18 protein-coding genes are annotated in these 16,404 nt (G+C 45.6%); 6 read left to right on the forward strand and 12 right to left on the reverse strand.

Translation table 11 applies throughout. From position 1 onward, the window contains the following. Position 1 precedes the first annotated feature (1 nt). Positions 2 to 682 (reverse strand): response regulator transcription factor, encoded by a 681-nt coding sequence (locus M1P97_RS08220; RefSeq protein ID WP_195374179.1) that lies wholly within the window; start codon positions 680 to 682, stop codon positions 2 to 4. 97 nt (positions 683 to 779) lie between these two features. On the opposite strand from M1P97_RS08220, the gene M1P97_RS08225 reads away from it, so the two are divergent. The 6 genes from M1P97_RS08225 to M1P97_RS08250 all read left to right on the forward strand — a co-directional run bounded on the left by M1P97_RS08225 (position 780) and on the right by M1P97_RS08250 (position 4,909). Then, positions 780 to 1,289, forward strand: coding sequence for an RNA polymerase sigma factor (locus M1P97_RS08225; protein WP_075556878.1), 510 nt, complete (start codon positions 780 to 782; stop codon positions 1,287 to 1,289). Next, entirely contained in the window at positions 1,286 to 1,813 is a 528-nt protein-coding gene (locus M1P97_RS08230; RefSeq protein ID WP_249388790.1) for a hypothetical protein, read from the forward strand. The genes M1P97_RS08225 and M1P97_RS08230 overlap by 4 nt, the downstream gene beginning before the upstream one ends. A gap of 12 nt (positions 1,814 to 1,825) precedes the next feature. Then, positions 1,826 to 2,299 carry a DUF4252 domain-containing protein gene (locus tag M1P97_RS08235; protein ID WP_249388791.1) on the forward strand — a complete coding sequence of 158 codons (474 nt, stop codon included), beginning with the start codon at positions 1,826 to 1,828 and terminating at the stop codon, positions 2,297 to 2,299. A 20-nt stretch (positions 2,300 to 2,319) separates the two neighbouring features. After that, the gene (locus M1P97_RS08240; protein ID WP_249388792.1) at positions 2,320 to 3,207 is read left to right on the forward strand and encodes an outer membrane beta-barrel protein; all 888 of its coding nucleotides are present in this window, start codon (positions 2,320 to 2,322) and stop codon (positions 3,205 to 3,207) included. A gap of 66 nt (positions 3,208 to 3,273) precedes the next feature. Next, positions 3,274 to 4,449: an MFS transporter AraJ gene (gene araJ, locus M1P97_RS08245; RefSeq protein ID WP_195374183.1), complete on the forward strand. Its 1,176-nt coding sequence runs from the start codon at positions 3,274 to 3,276 to the stop codon at positions 4,447 to 4,449. Positions 4,450 to 4,513: 64 nt separating this feature from the next. Beyond that, complete coding sequence (locus tag M1P97_RS08250; protein ID WP_249388793.1) at positions 4,514 to 4,909, forward strand: YkvA family protein; 396 nt, start codon at positions 4,514 to 4,516, stop codon at positions 4,907 to 4,909. An 89-nt stretch (positions 4,910 to 4,998) separates the two neighbouring features. Here the strand turns inward: M1P97_RS08250 and bioD are convergent, their stop codons facing one another. The 11 genes from bioD to M1P97_RS08305 form a co-directional block, all read right to left on the reverse strand. Next, positions 4,999 to 5,676 carry a dethiobiotin synthase gene (gene bioD / locus M1P97_RS08255; protein ID WP_195374185.1) on the reverse strand — a complete coding sequence of 226 codons (678 nt, stop codon included), beginning with the start codon at positions 5,674 to 5,676 and terminating at the stop codon, positions 4,999 to 5,001. Between the two features lie 7 nt (positions 5,677 to 5,683). After that, positions 5,684 to 6,430: a malonyl-ACP O-methyltransferase BioC gene (gene bioC, locus M1P97_RS08260; RefSeq protein ID WP_249388794.1), complete on the reverse strand. Its 747-nt coding sequence runs from the start codon at positions 6,428 to 6,430 to the stop codon at positions 5,684 to 5,686. Beyond that, positions 6,415 to 7,056 carry a DUF452 family protein gene (locus tag M1P97_RS08265; RefSeq protein ID WP_195374187.1) on the reverse strand — a complete coding sequence of 214 codons (642 nt, stop codon included), beginning with the start codon at positions 7,054 to 7,056 and terminating at the stop codon, positions 6,415 to 6,417. The genes bioC and M1P97_RS08265 overlap by 16 nt, the downstream gene beginning before the upstream one ends. 53 nt (positions 7,057 to 7,109) lie before the next feature. Next, on the reverse strand, positions 7,110 to 8,249 hold the full coding sequence (locus M1P97_RS08270) for an 8-amino-7-oxononanoate synthase (RefSeq protein ID WP_249388795.1): 1,140 nt from the start codon (positions 8,247 to 8,249) through the stop codon (positions 7,110 to 7,112). A gap of 80 nt (positions 8,250 to 8,329) precedes the next feature. After that, complete coding sequence (bioA, locus tag M1P97_RS08275; protein ID WP_249388796.1) at positions 8,330 to 9,607, reverse strand: adenosylmethionine--8-amino-7-oxononanoate transaminase; 1,278 nt, start codon at positions 9,605 to 9,607, stop codon at positions 8,330 to 8,332. A gap of 10 nt (positions 9,608 to 9,617) precedes the next feature. Then, entirely contained in the window at positions 9,618 to 10,598 is a 981-nt protein-coding gene (gene bioB / locus M1P97_RS08280) for a biotin synthase BioB (RefSeq protein ID WP_249388797.1), read from the reverse strand. A 41-nt stretch (positions 10,599 to 10,639) separates the two neighbouring features. Next, positions 10,640 to 10,969, reverse strand: a complete 330-nt coding sequence (locus tag M1P97_RS08285; protein ID WP_249388798.1) for a hypothetical protein — start codon at positions 10,967 to 10,969, stop codon at positions 10,640 to 10,642. Between the two features lie 9 nt (positions 10,970 to 10,978). After that, complete coding sequence (locus tag M1P97_RS08290; RefSeq protein ID WP_195374191.1) at positions 10,979 to 12,640, reverse strand: peptide MFS transporter; 1,662 nt, start codon at positions 12,638 to 12,640, stop codon at positions 10,979 to 10,981. A 19-nt stretch (positions 12,641 to 12,659) separates the two neighbouring features. Continuing rightward, positions 12,660 to 13,727, reverse strand: coding sequence for a DUF4831 family protein (locus M1P97_RS08295; RefSeq protein ID WP_195374192.1), 1,068 nt, complete (start codon positions 13,725 to 13,727; stop codon positions 12,660 to 12,662). 276 nt (positions 13,728 to 14,003) lie between these two features. Next, on the reverse strand, positions 14,004 to 14,363 hold the full coding sequence (locus M1P97_RS08300; protein ID WP_195374193.1) for a DUF3244 domain-containing protein: 360 nt from the start codon (positions 14,361 to 14,363) through the stop codon (positions 14,004 to 14,006). 116 nt (positions 14,364 to 14,479) lie between these two features. Next, on the reverse strand, positions 14,480 to 16,201 hold the full coding sequence (locus M1P97_RS08305) for a tetratricopeptide repeat protein (RefSeq protein WP_249388799.1): 1,722 nt from the start codon (positions 16,199 to 16,201) through the stop codon (positions 14,480 to 14,482). Positions 16,202 to 16,404: the final 203 nt, after the last annotated feature.

The raw sequence follows: 16,404 nt of genomic DNA on the forward strand, positions 1-16,404 counted from the left end.
GCTATTCTTCATTTACCATTTTATAGCCATAACCGTATACGGCTTTTATTTCCGGGACAGCCCCGGCTGACTTCAACTTCTTACGCAGATTCTTCACCTGGCTGTAGATGAAGTCGAAACTATCTGCCTGGTCGATATAATCTCCCCAGATGGACTCGGCAAGCGCTCCTTTACTGATCAGGCGGTCGGGATTGGTGACAAAATAATACAACAGGTCGAACTCCTTCCGGTTAAAAGCCAGTTCCTCTTCATTAATATATACGGTACGACGATCCGGGTAGACGGTGATGTTGGACAGGTTGATATGCAGTTCGCCATCCTGTTGCTTGCGGCGGATGATACATTTGATACGCGCATTCAGTTCCGCCAGGTGGAACGGCTTCGTCAGGTAATCGTCCGCACCCAGGTCGAGGCCCGTCACTTTGTCTTCGATCGAGTCTTTGGCAGAAACGATGATGACACTATCCTTTTTCCGCATCTTTTTAAGTTCTTCAAGCAGGTCGAGCCCGCTGCCACCCGGCAGCATGATGTCCAACACGATACAGTCGTAATCATAATCATTGATCTTCAGTAATGCTTCGTTATAGTTGGCGGCACTTTCCACGACGTAACGTTCCTTCTCCAACGAACGGATCATTATTTCACGTAAAGAATCTTCGTCTTCTACAATCAGAATTTTCATGAGCTATCTTGTTTGTTTACAAAGTTATGCAATAATTCTGGCAAAAAACTGGAATATTGATGTTATGTTTTCTTTCCTTTGCCGTCATATAAACAGAATGGAACTTGAAACGTTTAAAATAACCGTACTGCCACTCCGGGAAAAGCTGATCAACTTTTCCCTGAAACTGACGCAGGAGAGAGCCGACGCCGAGGATATCGTGCAGGAGGCTTTCCTGAAGCTCTGGTATATCCGCGAGAAGCTGGACGGTTATCATAGTGTGGAAGCCCTGGCGATGCAAGTCACCAAGAATCTGACGCTGGATAAACTGAGAGCACGCCGTCCGGAAGGCCCCGACATCGACACCTTGTCGATCGACTCGGGAAGCCGTTCGCCGGCAGAGCAGTTGGAACAAAAGGATGCCGCCGCCCGTATCCGGGAACTGATTGCCCAACTGCCCACTGTGCAGCAGACTATCATCCGGATGAAAGACGTGGAAGGCTACGAACTGTCCGAGATCGCGGAAATAACAGGATCAGCCATCGAAGCCGTCCGCAGCAACCTTTCAAGGGCCAGAAAAAAGATACGGGAACAATTTTTACAGTTAAACAAACAGGAGCAGTTATGAATATAGAAGAGGTATTAAACCGGTATTTTGAAGGAGAAACTTCGGCAGCCGAGGAACGCGAACTCCGCCGTTTCTTTGCCGGGGCGAACGTTCCGGATCATCTGTCGGCCTACCGTCCGCTGTTCGCATACTTTGATGAGGAGATTGCAGTGCAGCATGATCCGGCAGAAGAGATATGGGCGGAAGTGACAGCCACGACAGAACCAGCCAAGCGTTTTACACTCAGTCGACGGTCGATCGTATATCTTCTGTCTACGGTGGCAGCTTGTGTGGTGGCACTGCTGGGGATCAGCCAGTTGTTATATCCGACCGATCCCTGTTTCTGTTCGGATAATTATGTGGTGATAAACGGTCGGTGCTATACCGATATCCATAAGGTACGGTCTTCTGCTTTCGAGGCGTTGCATGAGGTGGCCACTCCTGCCGACGAATATTTCCCCGGGGAAGACAGCGATGAAGCCGACCGTCGGATTATTGATAACCAGTTAAAGGAACTCGGTTCCATATTTAGTGAAGACGAATAAAAACATGTAACGATGAAACAGATAAGATACACATTACTCGTATTGCTGGCAGCCCTTTTTCTGTTCCCTTCCGGAGCAGGGGCAACAGATGCAGAGGTTCTGCAAAAAGACCTGAAGATACAGGATGTTTTCCTGCGTTACGGCCGGAAGAAAAATGTAACGATGGTCGAACTTTCCAATGAGATGCTCGAAACCTACGGCATGACCCGGTATAAGAGCATCACGATCAAGAACGATCCCGACGCCCTGCGCTTCACCCGCCAATGCCTGGAAGCCGACCAGAAGGGAGCCCGGAAGATTAAGGAAGTGACCGACGATGGCGGCGTTATCTCCGCCTACTACCAGCTACCCGGTAAGGAGGCAGACATCAACCGCTTCGTCCTCTTCAAGGTTAGCTCCAAAGGAGTGATCACCCTGGTTTATATCGAAGGAGATCTGGACAGTGACGACCTGATCACGATCCTCTTCACCAAAAAAGATTTATAAACGAATAAAACAATACAAAGATGAAAAGATTATTACTGATCGTGGCAGCTTTTCTCCCTGTGATGGGCTTGCTGGCAGCCGAAGTCGGACCGATGCCGACCGATACAATCTTCCGGTTGGAAAAGAAACGCATAGAAGTGAAAGATAACGGCGACCGTATGAAAGTACGCGTCTATGAAGAACAGGAAGACGGCACCGAGGTAGACGACGAAATGGTCTTCGAAGGACAATACCGTGACGGCCAGAGCTATGAGCGACGCAAACATATCAAGACGCTGAACATTCCTCTTCCAACTTGGGATCGTGATTTCTCCGCACACTGGGCGGGCTTCGGTATGGGCTTCAACAGCTTCACAGGAGACGATGTGTCTCTGCGCAAAGGAAACTCGCTGGAATACAATCTTAACTTTATGGAATTCAGCCTTCCTTTCTCCCGCTACAACTGGGCGGTAGTGACCGGTGCCGGTCTGCGCTGGAACCGTTACCGCATCGACGGGAATGTTCATTTTCAGGAGGTGGACGGTGTCACTCTGTTAGTTCCTGCCGCCGATGGTATCACCTATAAGAAAAGCAAGCTGAATATGACCAGTGTCACCATCCCCGTCCTGCTGGAGTGGCAGACCAAGAAGGTACGGCATCGCCCGCGTTTCTTTATCTCCGGTGGCGTTGTTGCCGTAATCAAGACAACCTCTTCATCCAAAGTTGTTTATGAAGACGGAAGTGGAAAGACCAAGAAGCAGAAGATGGATGGCGGCATGAACCTACGCCCTGTGACAATGGATCTCCTTTTTCAAGCGGGTGTCGGTTGTATGGGCGTTTACTGCAAATATTCTCCTATCGAAATGTTTGAGAATAATAAAGGTCCGGCACTCCATCCGGTTTCTTTCGGGTTGCAGATACACTTATAACATAATTTGACATTTTTATTCCGATGATGTACTAACTTTGTGCCCGAAAAGTTTAGGTTATCGGTTATGAAGAAAAGTCTTATCGCCCTGGCGTTCGGTACGCTGGGGCTCGGTTTGTCCGAGTTTGTGATGATGGGGATACTGCCCGATGTGGCGAATGACCTGGGTATATCTATCCCCAGTGCCGGACATCTTATCTCCGCTTATGCGCTGGGTGTTTGTGCCGGTGCTCCCTTACTGGTTTTACTGGCCCGTACACGACCGTTGAAGCAAATCCTGCTTGCGCTGGTCGCTATCTTTATCGTTGGGAATCTGTTTGTCTCGCTTTCACCTGACTACTGGACGATGATGGCGATGCGGTTTATTTCCGGATTGCCTCACGGGGCCTTTTTCGGTGTAGGCTCTATCGTGGCGGAACGATTGGCGGCGGAAGGGAAGAAGTCGGAGGCGGTGGCTATTATGATCTCCGGGATGACGGTGGCGAACCTGCTGGCTGTGCCGCTCGGTACTTATATAAGTCATGCCCTTTCGTGGCGGGCTACCTTTTTCGGTGCTGCCTGCTGGGGACTGGTGGTATTTTGGTTTATCTGGCGATGGGTGCCGTACGTGGCTGCTTTGCCGGATAATGGGTTTAGGGGGCAGTTTCGTTTTCTGCGCAACCCAGCTCCGTGGTTGTTGATCTTTGCTACGATGTTCGGTAACGGCGGGTTCTTTTGCCTGTACAGCTATATCACGCCACTGCTTACGAATGTTTCCGGTGTTCCTGTTGCCGACATGACCTTTATCATGGTGCTTGCCGGGCTGGGTATGTGCATCGGTAATATGCTGGGAGGGAAGCTTTCCGACCTTTATACTCCGGGGCGCGTGGCGGCTGTTACGCAGGGAGTGATGTGCCTGGCTTTACTGATGTTGTTCTTTTGGTCAGCCAATCCGTGGATGTCCGTCTTGTTGATGTGTGTCGGCACGACTTGTTTGTTTGCCGTTTCGGCACCGCAACAGTTGCTGCTCATACAGAATGCCAAGGGGGGAGAGATGCTTGGAGCTGCAAGTGTGCAGATCGCTTTCAATCTCGGGAATGCGCTGGGGGCTTATTGCGGCGGACTGCCCATAGAAGCTGGCTACAGCTATCAATATGCGGCTCTTCCGGGGGCGGCTTCGGCTTTGGCGGGATTTTTGTTGTTAAGTTATTTTAGCCGTAGGTTTGAATGTCGACGTATTTCTGCTACTTGTATTCCGGCCTAAATTATTTATCTTTGCTAGCGGAGGGGTGGTTTACAAACTGCCTGTACGATAAAAAAGAATGAGTATGAGTAGAAATAGGATTGAAGATGTGCCTTTCGAAGAGGTGCACGAAGTACAAAAGTACGGTACGTATTATTCGGATAACCGCTTTTGGAAAAAGATAGAACGGGTGGCGAAGAAGGTCGGCTCTACGGTGCTGCTGCCTGTTTTCACACTCTATTATACATTGCAGGATGAGAAAGTGCCGGTGAAGCATAAAGCGTATATCATCGGTGCACTCGGTTATTTTATCCTGCCGATAGACCTGATACCCGATGGGATTCTTCCGGTGATCGGTTTTACCGACGATATTGCGGTCATGACCCTCGTCATCAGCATGATCAAGGATAGCATCACCCCGGAAATCAAAGCCCGTGCCAATGAACGCGTGGCAGAGATTATGGGAACGGATAGGGTGTAAAGCCTATAACAGCCTCTGTATGGGCGGCTCGTGGACCGCCCATTATGCACGAGATTGTTCGGCAAAGTCTCATAAATACAATCCTGGCTTTACAGATTGGTCTGTTCTAGTTTTGCTGTACCTGTTTCTTTTTCTTCCGAGAGGAGGAAGAGATTCGTACCCGGCCATTCGCGACGGAGATATTGACGCAGATAATCCAGGGTGTTGTCTTCTATCAACCGGTCGATCTGCGGATATAGATTATATATGACACTGTCCACCGTAATACCCTGCTGCCGACAGGCGTAGAGACTGAGCAGTGTATGGTTGATACTACCTAGTTTGCCGGAAGTGACCAGTACGAGTGGGTAATTTTGCTCCTTCACATAGTCGATCGTCAACGATTCGAAATCGTTCGGCACCATCAGTCCGCCTGCCCCTTCGAGAAGGACGTAGTCGTAATGTTCCTGTAATTCATGTGTCGCACGGGTGATCGTGGAAAGTTCGATCCGGCGACCGTCGCGTTCGGCTGCCATGTGCGGCGAACAAGGGTAAGTGAAGATGTAAGGGCAGGTGAGGCCTGCACGGTCTTCTTCGGTAAAGGGGATTCCCATCAGGCGGCGGTGCATTTCGATATCTTCCGAGACGTCGGTACATCCGGTCTGGATCATTTTCTGGGTGATGACTTTGTGGCCTTCAGCGGCCAGCTGGCGGGCAAGGATACCAGTGGCAAATGTCTTGCCGACATTGGTGTCGATACCTGAGATAAAAAGTACTTTTCCTTTCATTTGTTATTCATTTTCTTACTGCCACGATGTAAAGCGGGCGGTATGTGAGTGTTACTTTATTGTCGGCGGTGCCATACAGGGTGGTGTAGTGGCGGCAGAAATCCGTTTGCTGTCCGCGTGTCCAGGAGCCGTTGCCGGTGGCGGTTACGCCCGTATTTTTCAGGTGGCGGAGTATATCCATCGGGGTGTCGAAGGTCAGCGTGATCTCTTCTTCCCGGAGGTGAAGCAGGTGGTAGTCTGCCGTCAGCCATTCTGTCAGGCGGTCTGCCGTGGGATAATCGAGGCCTTTACCGGTGAGTTGACGGACTTCCCGCAGATTGCCGGGTGCAAAGGTGTTGAATACCAGTGTGCCGGCGGGAGAGAGCTTCGCGGCCAGTCGGTGCAGGAACGTTTCCGGTTGCTGTATCCACTGAAAAGCGGAGGCTGAGACGATCAGGTCGAAACAACCTGGGAACTCGGTCTCTTCCGCATTCCCGGTGATGAAAAAGGGTGACTGACCGGGAAAAAGCCCGGCGATCTTCTCGCGGCAACCTTCACAAAGGTCGTTGAGATACCATTCGTCGATGATGCAACTTTCTTTTAGTAAACGGGTGAAACCGCCTGTTCCGCAGCCGATTTCGAGGACACGACGGAAATGCATGGCTGTGTAACGGGAGAGCAGTCCGGTGAGCCGGCGGCTGATCTGCTGTTGTGCCACAGCCTGTCGGTCGTAACTGTCGAGGGCACGGGTGAAGCGGGTTATAATTCGTTCCATTGTTTCCATAGGTGAAAAGGGTAATGAGGTGAAGAAATTTGGGTAACGTTGCAGCGACCGCTCCAGTAGGCGAGTTGGTTGGCTACGGGAAAGATTCGGTCGTCGCTTCCGACGAGGGCGCGTGTCCAGGGGATAGGATTGCCGGCAGAGGAGGAACAGCGGTCGTAAATGGCTTGCAGTTCATCCCTGACTTCGTCCAATGGGCGGGCGGCGACGGTTTGATAGTGGGTATGTATCTCACGTGTGCCGCACATCCGGCGGTTGAAACGGTGGAGACCTTCGGCTGTCAGGTTGTCGAGTGTGCCACGGAAAATGTCGACGGGGATACCGTATGCGTCATCGATCGGGCAGGGTGTTCCGTTGATGGCAGTGGCGGTAGCGAATGTGTATTTGCTGCCTAAAGCGAGTTCCGCCATCCGTACGCCCATCGACCAGGCGACGAGGTGTATCTCATCGTACCGGGTAAGGTCTTCCTCAAATGCCATCTCCCTGTAATCGTAGCAGATCATAATGTCTGTTTCTTCCCTGGCCTCCAACCGGGTGAATAGTTCCGGAGATGCGGACCAGCCGGAGAAAAAGAGGAGGAGACGTGCGGCGTGATTATCCGTTTGTTTTATTATTTTCATATTGGGTAATTAATGTATAACGGTATCCTCGTAGGGGCGGGGGGTACCCGCCCCTACAAGGCCTGTATTAACTGTTGTATGTCTTCGGTTGTTACATCTGCTGTCAACGAGAAACGTATCCGTGCCGTTCCTTTCGGTACTGTCGGGGGACGGACGGGGAGGCAGTAGAAACCTTTGCGTTGCAGTTCTTCTGCTTTGAGGATGCAATCTTTATTATCGCCTATTATATAAGGTATGATATGGCTTCCGCTGATTTCTCCGCCTTTTCCGCTCAATGCATCTATTAAAAGGTGGCTTGTTGTGGCCAATCGCTCGCGTTCTTCAGAGAACTCCGGAAGCCTTTCAAAGATAAATTGTGTCCATGCGATCTGCGCAGGAGGCAATGCTGTACTGAATATCAGCGGACGCATGCAGTTGATCAAGTATTCACGGATAACGCGGCTACAAATCACATAGGCTCCCATGGAAGCCAGTGCTTTACCGAAGGTACCGACGAGAAGGTCTATTTCTTGTATGCAATCTTGTTCTTCTGCAATTCCCAGCCCGTTTTTTCCGCGTACACCGATGGCGTGCGCTTCATCTACATAGAGGCAGACATCCGGATAACTTTTCTTCAGACTGACAAGACGGCGGAGGTCGGCTACATCGCCGTCCATGCTAAAGATGCTTTCTGTTACAATGAATATTTGTTCGTACTGCCCGGTATTCTTTTGTAAAAGTGTCTCCAGTTGGTCATAGTCATTGTGGCGAAAACGTTGGAAGGGTGCGTTGCTTAGCAGTATCCCGTCGATAATGCTGGCGTGAACAAGTTTGTCGGCAAGGATCAATGTTTGCTTATCGGCGAGAGCCGGAAGTATCCCGGTGTTTGCGTGATAGCCGCTGTTGAATAATAGGGTGGCTTCACGGTTGAATCGCTCCGCGATAACTTGTTCGAGTTCGGTATAAATACGGAAGTTGCCGGTCAATAGACGAGAAGAAGAGGAGGAGAAAGGATATTGCTTCTCTTGCCATTCCTCCAGGAATGCTTGCTGCAGGTCACGGCGAGAAGCCAGTCCCAGGTAATCGTTAGAGGAGAGGTTGAGCATTGTGAGACCGCCTTTTTCAACGAGATTACCTTTATGGACAATCTCCGGCAGACGGCGCAGGTTGCCTGAATTTTCCAGTTCTTGTAATATTGAATTATAATCTTTCATTTATCAGTCTTATTTTATCGTTAAATAGCATCCGGAGTACTTTTTCCCCTTTCGAGAGGGGAAAAAGGGTGTGTTAGCTATCAGTTCCCAATACATTTTAAAACCCCTTTCGTCAACCGTGACAACTGCTCCGGCCTGATAACAAACGGCGGCATCAAATAAACCAGCTTGCCGAAAGGCCGTACCCAAATACCTTCCTCTACGAATCGTCGTTGAAGGACTGCCATATCGACCGGCTCCTTCATTTCAATTACCCCGATAGCTCCGAGTACGCGTACCTCCTTCACATTACTGTATGACCGGGCAGGAGCCAGTTCTTGCTGAAGTTGTGCCTCGATCGCTTTTACTTTTTCTTGCCAACCACTTTCCAATAACAACGATACGGAAGCTGAGGCAATAGCACAAGCCAGTGGATTACCCATAAATGTCGGACCATGCATGAAACAACCTGCTTCACCGGAGCAAATCGTATCGGCAACCTGTTTGGTCGTCAGTGTAGCCGATAAGGTCAGATAGCCACCGGTCAATGCCTTACCTATACACATAATGTCGGGAACAACATTTGCATGTTCCCAGGCAAACAGTTTACCTGTACGACCGAATCCTGTCGCTATTTCATCAAAGATGAATAATACGTCATATTGTTTACAGAGTTCTTTTGCCCGAACCAGAAAGGTGGGAGAGTAAAAATACATTCCTCCGGCCCCCTGTACAATCGGCTCCAGTATTAAAGCTGCAATATCACCGGCATGTTGCTCCAACAGATCTGTCAAAGGCCGCATAGCTTTCTCATCCCATTCTTCCCCGAACTTAACAGAAGGCTGAGGAATAAAATATTGTACCGGGAGGCTTCCCGAGAATATCCCGTGCATCCCGGTTACCGGATCGCAGACCGACATCGCATGCCATGTATCACCGTGGTAACCGCTACGGATAGTCGCAAATCCATACTTTCCGCTCTTCCCTTGTGACTGCCAGTACTGGATGGCCATCTTCATCGCTACCTCGACGGCAACGGAACCGCTGTCGGCGAAGAATATCTTTTCCAGTTCCGGAGGGAGAATGCCGAGTAGCTTCTCTGCCAGTTCAACAGCCGGTTCATGTGTGATACCGCCGAACATGATATGGCTCATCTTTTCCAACTGTTTTTTTGCTGCGGCATTTAATACCGGATGATTATACCCGTGTACGGTAGCCCACCAGGACGACATACCGTCGATTAACCGTCTGCCGTCTTTTAATATTATTTCTACTCCTTCCGCCCCGTCTACCGGATATACAGGAAGAGGAGCGATTGTTGAAGTATAAGGGTGCCAGATATGCTCTTTGTCGTATTGTAGTAATTCTTCTGTTGTCATTTTGTCTTTTTTATCCGACCCAGTCGGTTTCTCTTGTTAATGAATAGCCTGCAGTAGTAAATAATTCACGGTCTTCCTCCACACAGCTGCCGATCGTAGTAAGCAGGTCGCCGATAATGGCTGCATTTATACCTATATATAAGGCTTTCTGTTGTGCTTCTTTACTCAACAGTGAACGGCCACCTGAGAAGCGAAGGTAGGCTTCCGGATTAATGAAGCGGAATAAAGCGACTGTTGTCAGGAATTCCTCTTCTGGCAGTTTGGGAGTTCCGGCAAGCGGTGTACCCGGAATCGGTTGCAGCAGGTTTAAAGGAATAGAGTGTACCTGTTCTTTTTGGAGCAGTAAAGCCATTTCAATACGTTGTTCCATTGTTTCACCCATGCCGATGATACCGCCGGAGCAAATGCGGAAACCTTCTTCACGTGCCATGTTGATCGTTTCCAACTTTTGCTCGATCGTATGTGTGGTGCATAGGGTACGGAAATAGGAGGGGGCTGTTTCTATGTTACAGTGATAATTCTCGACTCCACTTTCTCGTAATTCCTTTAATTGTTCCCTGTTTAATAAGCCAAGGGAAGCACAGCATTTTATGTCGCTGGTCTGTTTGATATAACGGACTGTTTCAGTTATTTTTCTGATTTCTCCATCCGATAGACGTTTGCCGCTTGTCACCAGACCGAAACGCTCGATCCCTTGTTGCCGGTTGTGTAATGCCTGGTGGACACACTCTTCGGCAGGTAGTAAAGGATATAAGGCTACAACCGTGTTGTAATGTCCTGATTGTGCACACCATTTGCAATTCTCGCTACAATTGCCGCTTTTGGCATTGATGATGGAGCAGGTATCGAACTTATCTCCCATAAAATGACGTGTGATTTGATGGGCCGCTTCATACAAAGCTTCCTTGTCCGTACATTGTGACAGGGCTATTGCCTGCTCTTCGTTTATCGATCCCCCTTCAATAACAATCTTTTTAAGTGTTTCAATCATATACTTTATCTTTAATAAATAAAAAAGCGAAAAGTTTCAGCCTATACTGAAACTTTCCGCTTTAGGAAATATAAATTATTAATGTCAGCAGACGAATCCGCTGACGATGTCTGTTTTACCGTCAAAACCTCTGCGAACGTTTGTTCCTGGGAGGGTTCGCCCGCGTCTTCTTTTTCTTCTTTTACTGTCTGGTCCGCAAACAGGACAGACGCGTGTATCGAGCCGTTCTTTGTCTGGAATCTTTCCGATACATTCGAAGATAGCTGACCGATCGTAACAGCTCGTTGAATACTGATAAAAGCAGCATACTTCTTCCTGCTCCATCTTTTAAAACGGAGTGCGGTTGAATGGAATGTCTGCTGCTTTTTCATTCGTACTTATTATTTAGCTACTTTTTCCAATCGTTTCATGATAGAGAATATGAACAGTGCCGATAACAGACAGCACACGATCAGTACGCTCCATACCATCCACAACTGCATTCCTCCCCACAAGTAACCGATGATAGCCACCAGATAGTTACCGATAGCCGTAGCAACGAACCATCCTCCCATCATCATACCTTTATATTTAGGAGGTGCAACTTTGGATACGAATGAAATACCCATCGGTGATAATAATAACTCGGCGAAGGTCAATACCAGGTAAGTAGAGATCAACCAGTTAGGAGAAACCAATACATCTGCAGAAATACCATTCGCTTCAACAGCAGCCGGTGTCGGTAATCCTAAAGATCCTAATGCCATGATAAGGAAACCGCAAGCAGCGATAACCATACCGATACCGATCTTACGGGGAGCAGAAGGTTCTTTCTTTTTCTTTGCCAGATAACCGAATACTGCCAGCGATACCGGAGTCAGCACAATTACAAAGAACGGGTTGAACTGCTGGAAGATCTGTGGCAGGATAGTCACTGTCGAATCCATAGAACTATAGCTCCATCCCAATAAGCCCAGCATGATTATCAACACACCGGCTGAGATGCCTTTAGCCTTACCTGTCTTTGACTGGAACAGGGAGAATGCTGAATAAACAACAACCAGTAGGAAAGTGAGGTTTACGATATTGAATCCTAAACGATTCAGACCTGTTACAGCCTGTGCGGTATAGTCACGTGCAAAGAACGTCAGAGTTAAACCGTTCTGGTGGAATGCCATCCAGAAGAAAATAACAACGGCAAATACCAGTAATAAAGCCTGGATGCGTGCTTTTGTCTGTTCCGGTGTCAGTTCTTCTTCCTGTACGTTGGCAGGTTTAGCCTGTTTAGAGTTGTAATCGGCATGTTTGAATGTCGGGCGGAACACCACGTAGATCAACATGGATACAACCAGGGAGATACAAGCAATAGCGAAGCCGTAGTTGTATGCCTCGGATAATTTGTCGATATAGGTTGTACAGAAAGTAGCTGTGTCGCCAACGAAATTCTGGGCAGCCTGTAAGCCGCTCAGTGTTGTAGCTCCTTCTTCTGTAATCGTTCCGTTCAGGAATTGATGGGCGAGTGAAGGGATCTGCGGCACATAAGTGAATCCGGCTTTTCCCAACATCTTGTTAGTGATCATAGTAGCTGCTGTCGGAGCATACATCGCACCGATGTTGATCGCCATATAGAATATACTGAATGCGGTATCACGTTTTGCTCTGTATTCGGGAGCATCGTATAGGTTACCTACCATTACCTGCAAGTTCCCCTTGAAAAGGCCTGTACCACAGGCAATCAGGGCTAAAGCACCGAACATCAGTACTTTTCCGGTAGAAGAGGGTGTAGGAATAGATAACAATACATATCCGATGAACATCACAATGATACCTGTTGTTACCATTTTTCCATATCCGAACTTATCGGCGAGGATACCTCCGATAAGCGGCATGAAATACACTGCTGCTAAGAAAGAACCGAAGATGGTTGATGTCTCGGCGGCTGTAAAGCCGAACTTAGCTTGTAAGAATAAAGTAAAAATCGCGAGCATCGTGTAATACCCGAAACGCTCGCCGGTATTCGCTAAGGCTAACGCGTATAAACCTTTAGGTTGTCCTTCAAACATAGAAATTTAAATTAGATTATTATTGAATTATTTGTTTTATGGCGCCGGTCTCCGGATAGAAATAGACTTTCACCGGAGCTTTTTTGTCTTCAAACATAACAGGAGCAAGGCCTTCGCGTGAACCGAACTGAGTGATTTGGGCTTCTCCTTTATATAGTGTTTTCTTGTTCATGCTGATTTCGATACTAGCTTTTCCCGGTACATTATAAATAATACCTTTCATGGATTTTTCTTTCTTTTCGGCTTCTTTGGGATCTAGTATCGGAGCTCGTTCGGTAGCTTTCAAGTTCATATATACAGGAACTCCGCCTAAATCGTCGGCGTCGACAATTCCCATCAGGTTGGAGAAACGGAATAGAACTTCTTTATCCAGGTTATCATAAGGGGTAATGTTTACCTCATAGTGGGTCGTTTCTTTGGTTACAATACCGGTGAACAGATTGGTTAATGCTTTTTCCTGTTCTTCCAACTGCTGGATAACCAGCTTCATCGCTTCACCGTCAGGAGGCAGATTATCCGCGTCTCCGGTTAATATATTCAAGCGGCTTTCACGGATACGATAGATCTGTTTGGCTGCAACTTCAGCTTGTCTGGCAGTCGATCCGGCCATGAGTAATTCTTCTGAGAATACAGATGCGTCGGTCACTTTAACCGGTGCTTGTCCACTTTTCTTGATCGTTTCGAGTTCTGACTCTTCAGGAGTGTATTCGGCATTGATGGAACATAATAATCCTTCTTCTGTCAGATAAGCGTACGGAGCTACTGTCCCGCTTTTAAATTCAACGATATAAGTATTGTCAGGATCAGGTATTCCCTTGTTGACAAGCGATACTTTACCTAACTCATAATATACTTTATCTTCTGTTATTGCATCTTTTACTCCGAGGTATTTTTCTGCATATTTGTAATAAGGCCCGGCTTTACAGGTAACCTTTGTTACTTCAGAATCTACGATTAGTTGTGTTTTCGGTAATGAATAGGTAATACCGAAATTATTAGCTTTGACGGCATTTTTCTTTACCACTTTGGTTTGAGCCATGAGCGGCAAGCTAAACAAAAGACATGCTATTGTGATCAGATTTTTCATATCCAAACAAATTATTTTATCTCAATTATGATTGTACAAAACTAGGAAATATTTTGTTAGAAACCAACCGTAAAGCGTTCTTTTAGTCTTTTGTAATGCAGATGATACGTTTGATTTGTAGTATCTTGGTCTGGTAAGAGAGGTTTATATAAAGCATAGTTAAAGTTTTGATTAGTTAGAGCAACTTGTGAAAGGAAAAGGAGATCGAGATATGAAGGTTGGTTAAATTATCCTCACAAATTGCTCTAAAAACATAAATTTCAGTACGATGCAAAGTTATTCAATAACAAATGAGCCAGTTAAGGTCCCATAGTTATGGATTAAACTTAATGTATACTCTCCACTCTGAACGCTCAATGGTATTGTATAACTTTGCGGGGTCGATACAGATATATTTTCTTCATAGACTACCGCGCCTGTATTGTCTGTTACTTTTACTGTCAGGTTGCTTAATGGATCAGCAAATTCGATTCTTAAGTCATTTCCTTCAATAAATGCTACTGGTGGTGCAGGAATAATGGAACGAACGTCTTCTTGTCCCCATTTGCCTTTTGAAGGGATTCGATCAGCGTATATTGACTGAACACAGAACATTCCACAAATCACTAAAAATAAAGCTGCGATTAACCGTTTCATAATCCTATTAATTTAAATTGTCAGTTGATAAAATTGATAATGCTCCACAAAATTATAATTCGTATCTTAATACCTACTATTTTTTTGTTGACAAAATGGTGACAATGTATAAACTGTTATAAACCAGCTATGAAAGAGTCGAATTTCTCTGCGTTTTCAGCTTCTTTGGTTAGTTTTTTGTATAATCTTCTGCGGCATTGGGACACTCCTGAGCTAGTAATGTTCATGAGTATGGCTATTCTTTTTACTGGAATATTAATTTTAACAAGGTAACAAATGCGCAGTTCTTCGAGGGATATTCGTGAGCAAAGTTCTAAAAGACCTTTCTTGAAATTAGGATAGGTTGCATCTACTAAAAGGAAAAGTTCAGACCATTCACTGTCACTCAGTTTTTCTTCTGTTTGGTGAATCTTTGTATATAAAGTCGATTTTCTAAGATCTTGTTCTACCAGAAGCATTGTGTCATGTTTCAATGAAATTTGTCTGTTCTCCATTTCAAGCATCAATTTTCTGGTTTCAAAGAGTTGTCTTTTTACATCACCGATTGTTTCCTGACCAGACGAAAGTTCTTGTTCCAGCAAAGCTATCTTCTTTTTGTTCTCTTCAAGATATTCCAAACTTTGTTTATATAACTTTTCCTTTAAGTCTAATAGCCTTTTCTTTTTCTGTTGTTCTTTCTTGAAAAAGAAGAAGAATATGATCAATAGAGCAGTAATGATGATAAGTATCTGATATATTATGATCATTCTCTGTGTAGCTTCCTGCTCATATTTATTTTTCTCATCGGATATGCGTTGATAATTAAACATGCTTTGTGCTATCCGAATGTTTTCAAAATGCGAATCGTGATCGATAGAGTCTCTTAGCTGTTCATATTGATCCCAATACTTCAGATAGTTCTTAAAATCAAGTTTTTGTTTTTCTATCTGAGCAAGAAAATATAAACTTCCTGCTTGAGTGTATAATATAGGACTTTGCAAACTACGATTCAGATAATGTTGTGCAGAGTCGTGTTGCATAGTCTTATAGTAGTACTCTCCTAAATTGAGGTAAAAAGGATATAGTAACTTAGGGCTGTTACAAGATTGAATTGCTTTTTGAATACAAATATAAGCTTCATCGTATTTTTCCATTTGAAGATATAAGCTGCCCAATCCATTTTGAAGAGCTGATATACTTTGAGGTGTGGCTATTTTTATTGCTTGTTCATAATAATAAATAGCACTGTCCGGTTGATGGGTTTCTGTGAATACACGTGCGATATTGCGTAGAACAAAAGACATATTTGTTGAATCATTTGTATTCTCGAAAAGAGGTAATGTCTTTTTGTAAAGAGGTAAAGCCATTTCATAAATATCCTGATAACTATAAAGAGTTCCGAGATTACTATTGATCTTTATCAACAGTTCAGGTAAATTGAGACTCTCTCCTAAAGCAAGTGCCTTTAAATAATATTGTTGAGCTTGTAAAGCATCCTGCATATCTGAATATACACGTCCTGCGTAGTAGTAGGATAAAGCCAGAGGTAATAAATCATTATGTTTCTCATAATAATTTGTGGCTATCATAATTAATGAATCCGAGTCATGTATGTAGTAGTTCTTATCCAGTGCCTGAGTAAGTAGCAGGCAATAGGCGGCATATTCTTTTTCAGATAGTTTTTCGGGAGAGGTTATATTATCGAGTATGGCTAATGAACTGTCCGAGGCCATTTCCATTAACGACCTGGCCTTATTGAGCTCAGTTGAAACAGAAGTTCTGTTGGAACATGAAACTAAGCATAATAAGCTAATTACAAATGATATTTGTAAAACAATATTTCCAGGTTTATTTATCATCTCTCCTTTTCTTATAGATGTCGAATATACAGCTTTTTTTGAAAAAGAAGGTTAGTGGTATTTATAATAATTTGCTAAAAATGTGGCAAGGGGAATAAAGCGATTGATTTTTATAGCTGGAGTATTGGCATCATTACTAAAATATGGCCAGCCTGTTTCTTCTGAACAAAAACAGGCTGGCCATATGAGTTATTCACTAATCC

It is taken from the genome of Parabacteroides leei, from assembly GCF_023369805.1.
In the GTDB taxonomy this organism is placed as follows: domain Bacteria; phylum Bacteroidota; class Bacteroidia; order Bacteroidales; family Tannerellaceae; genus Parabacteroides; species Parabacteroides leei.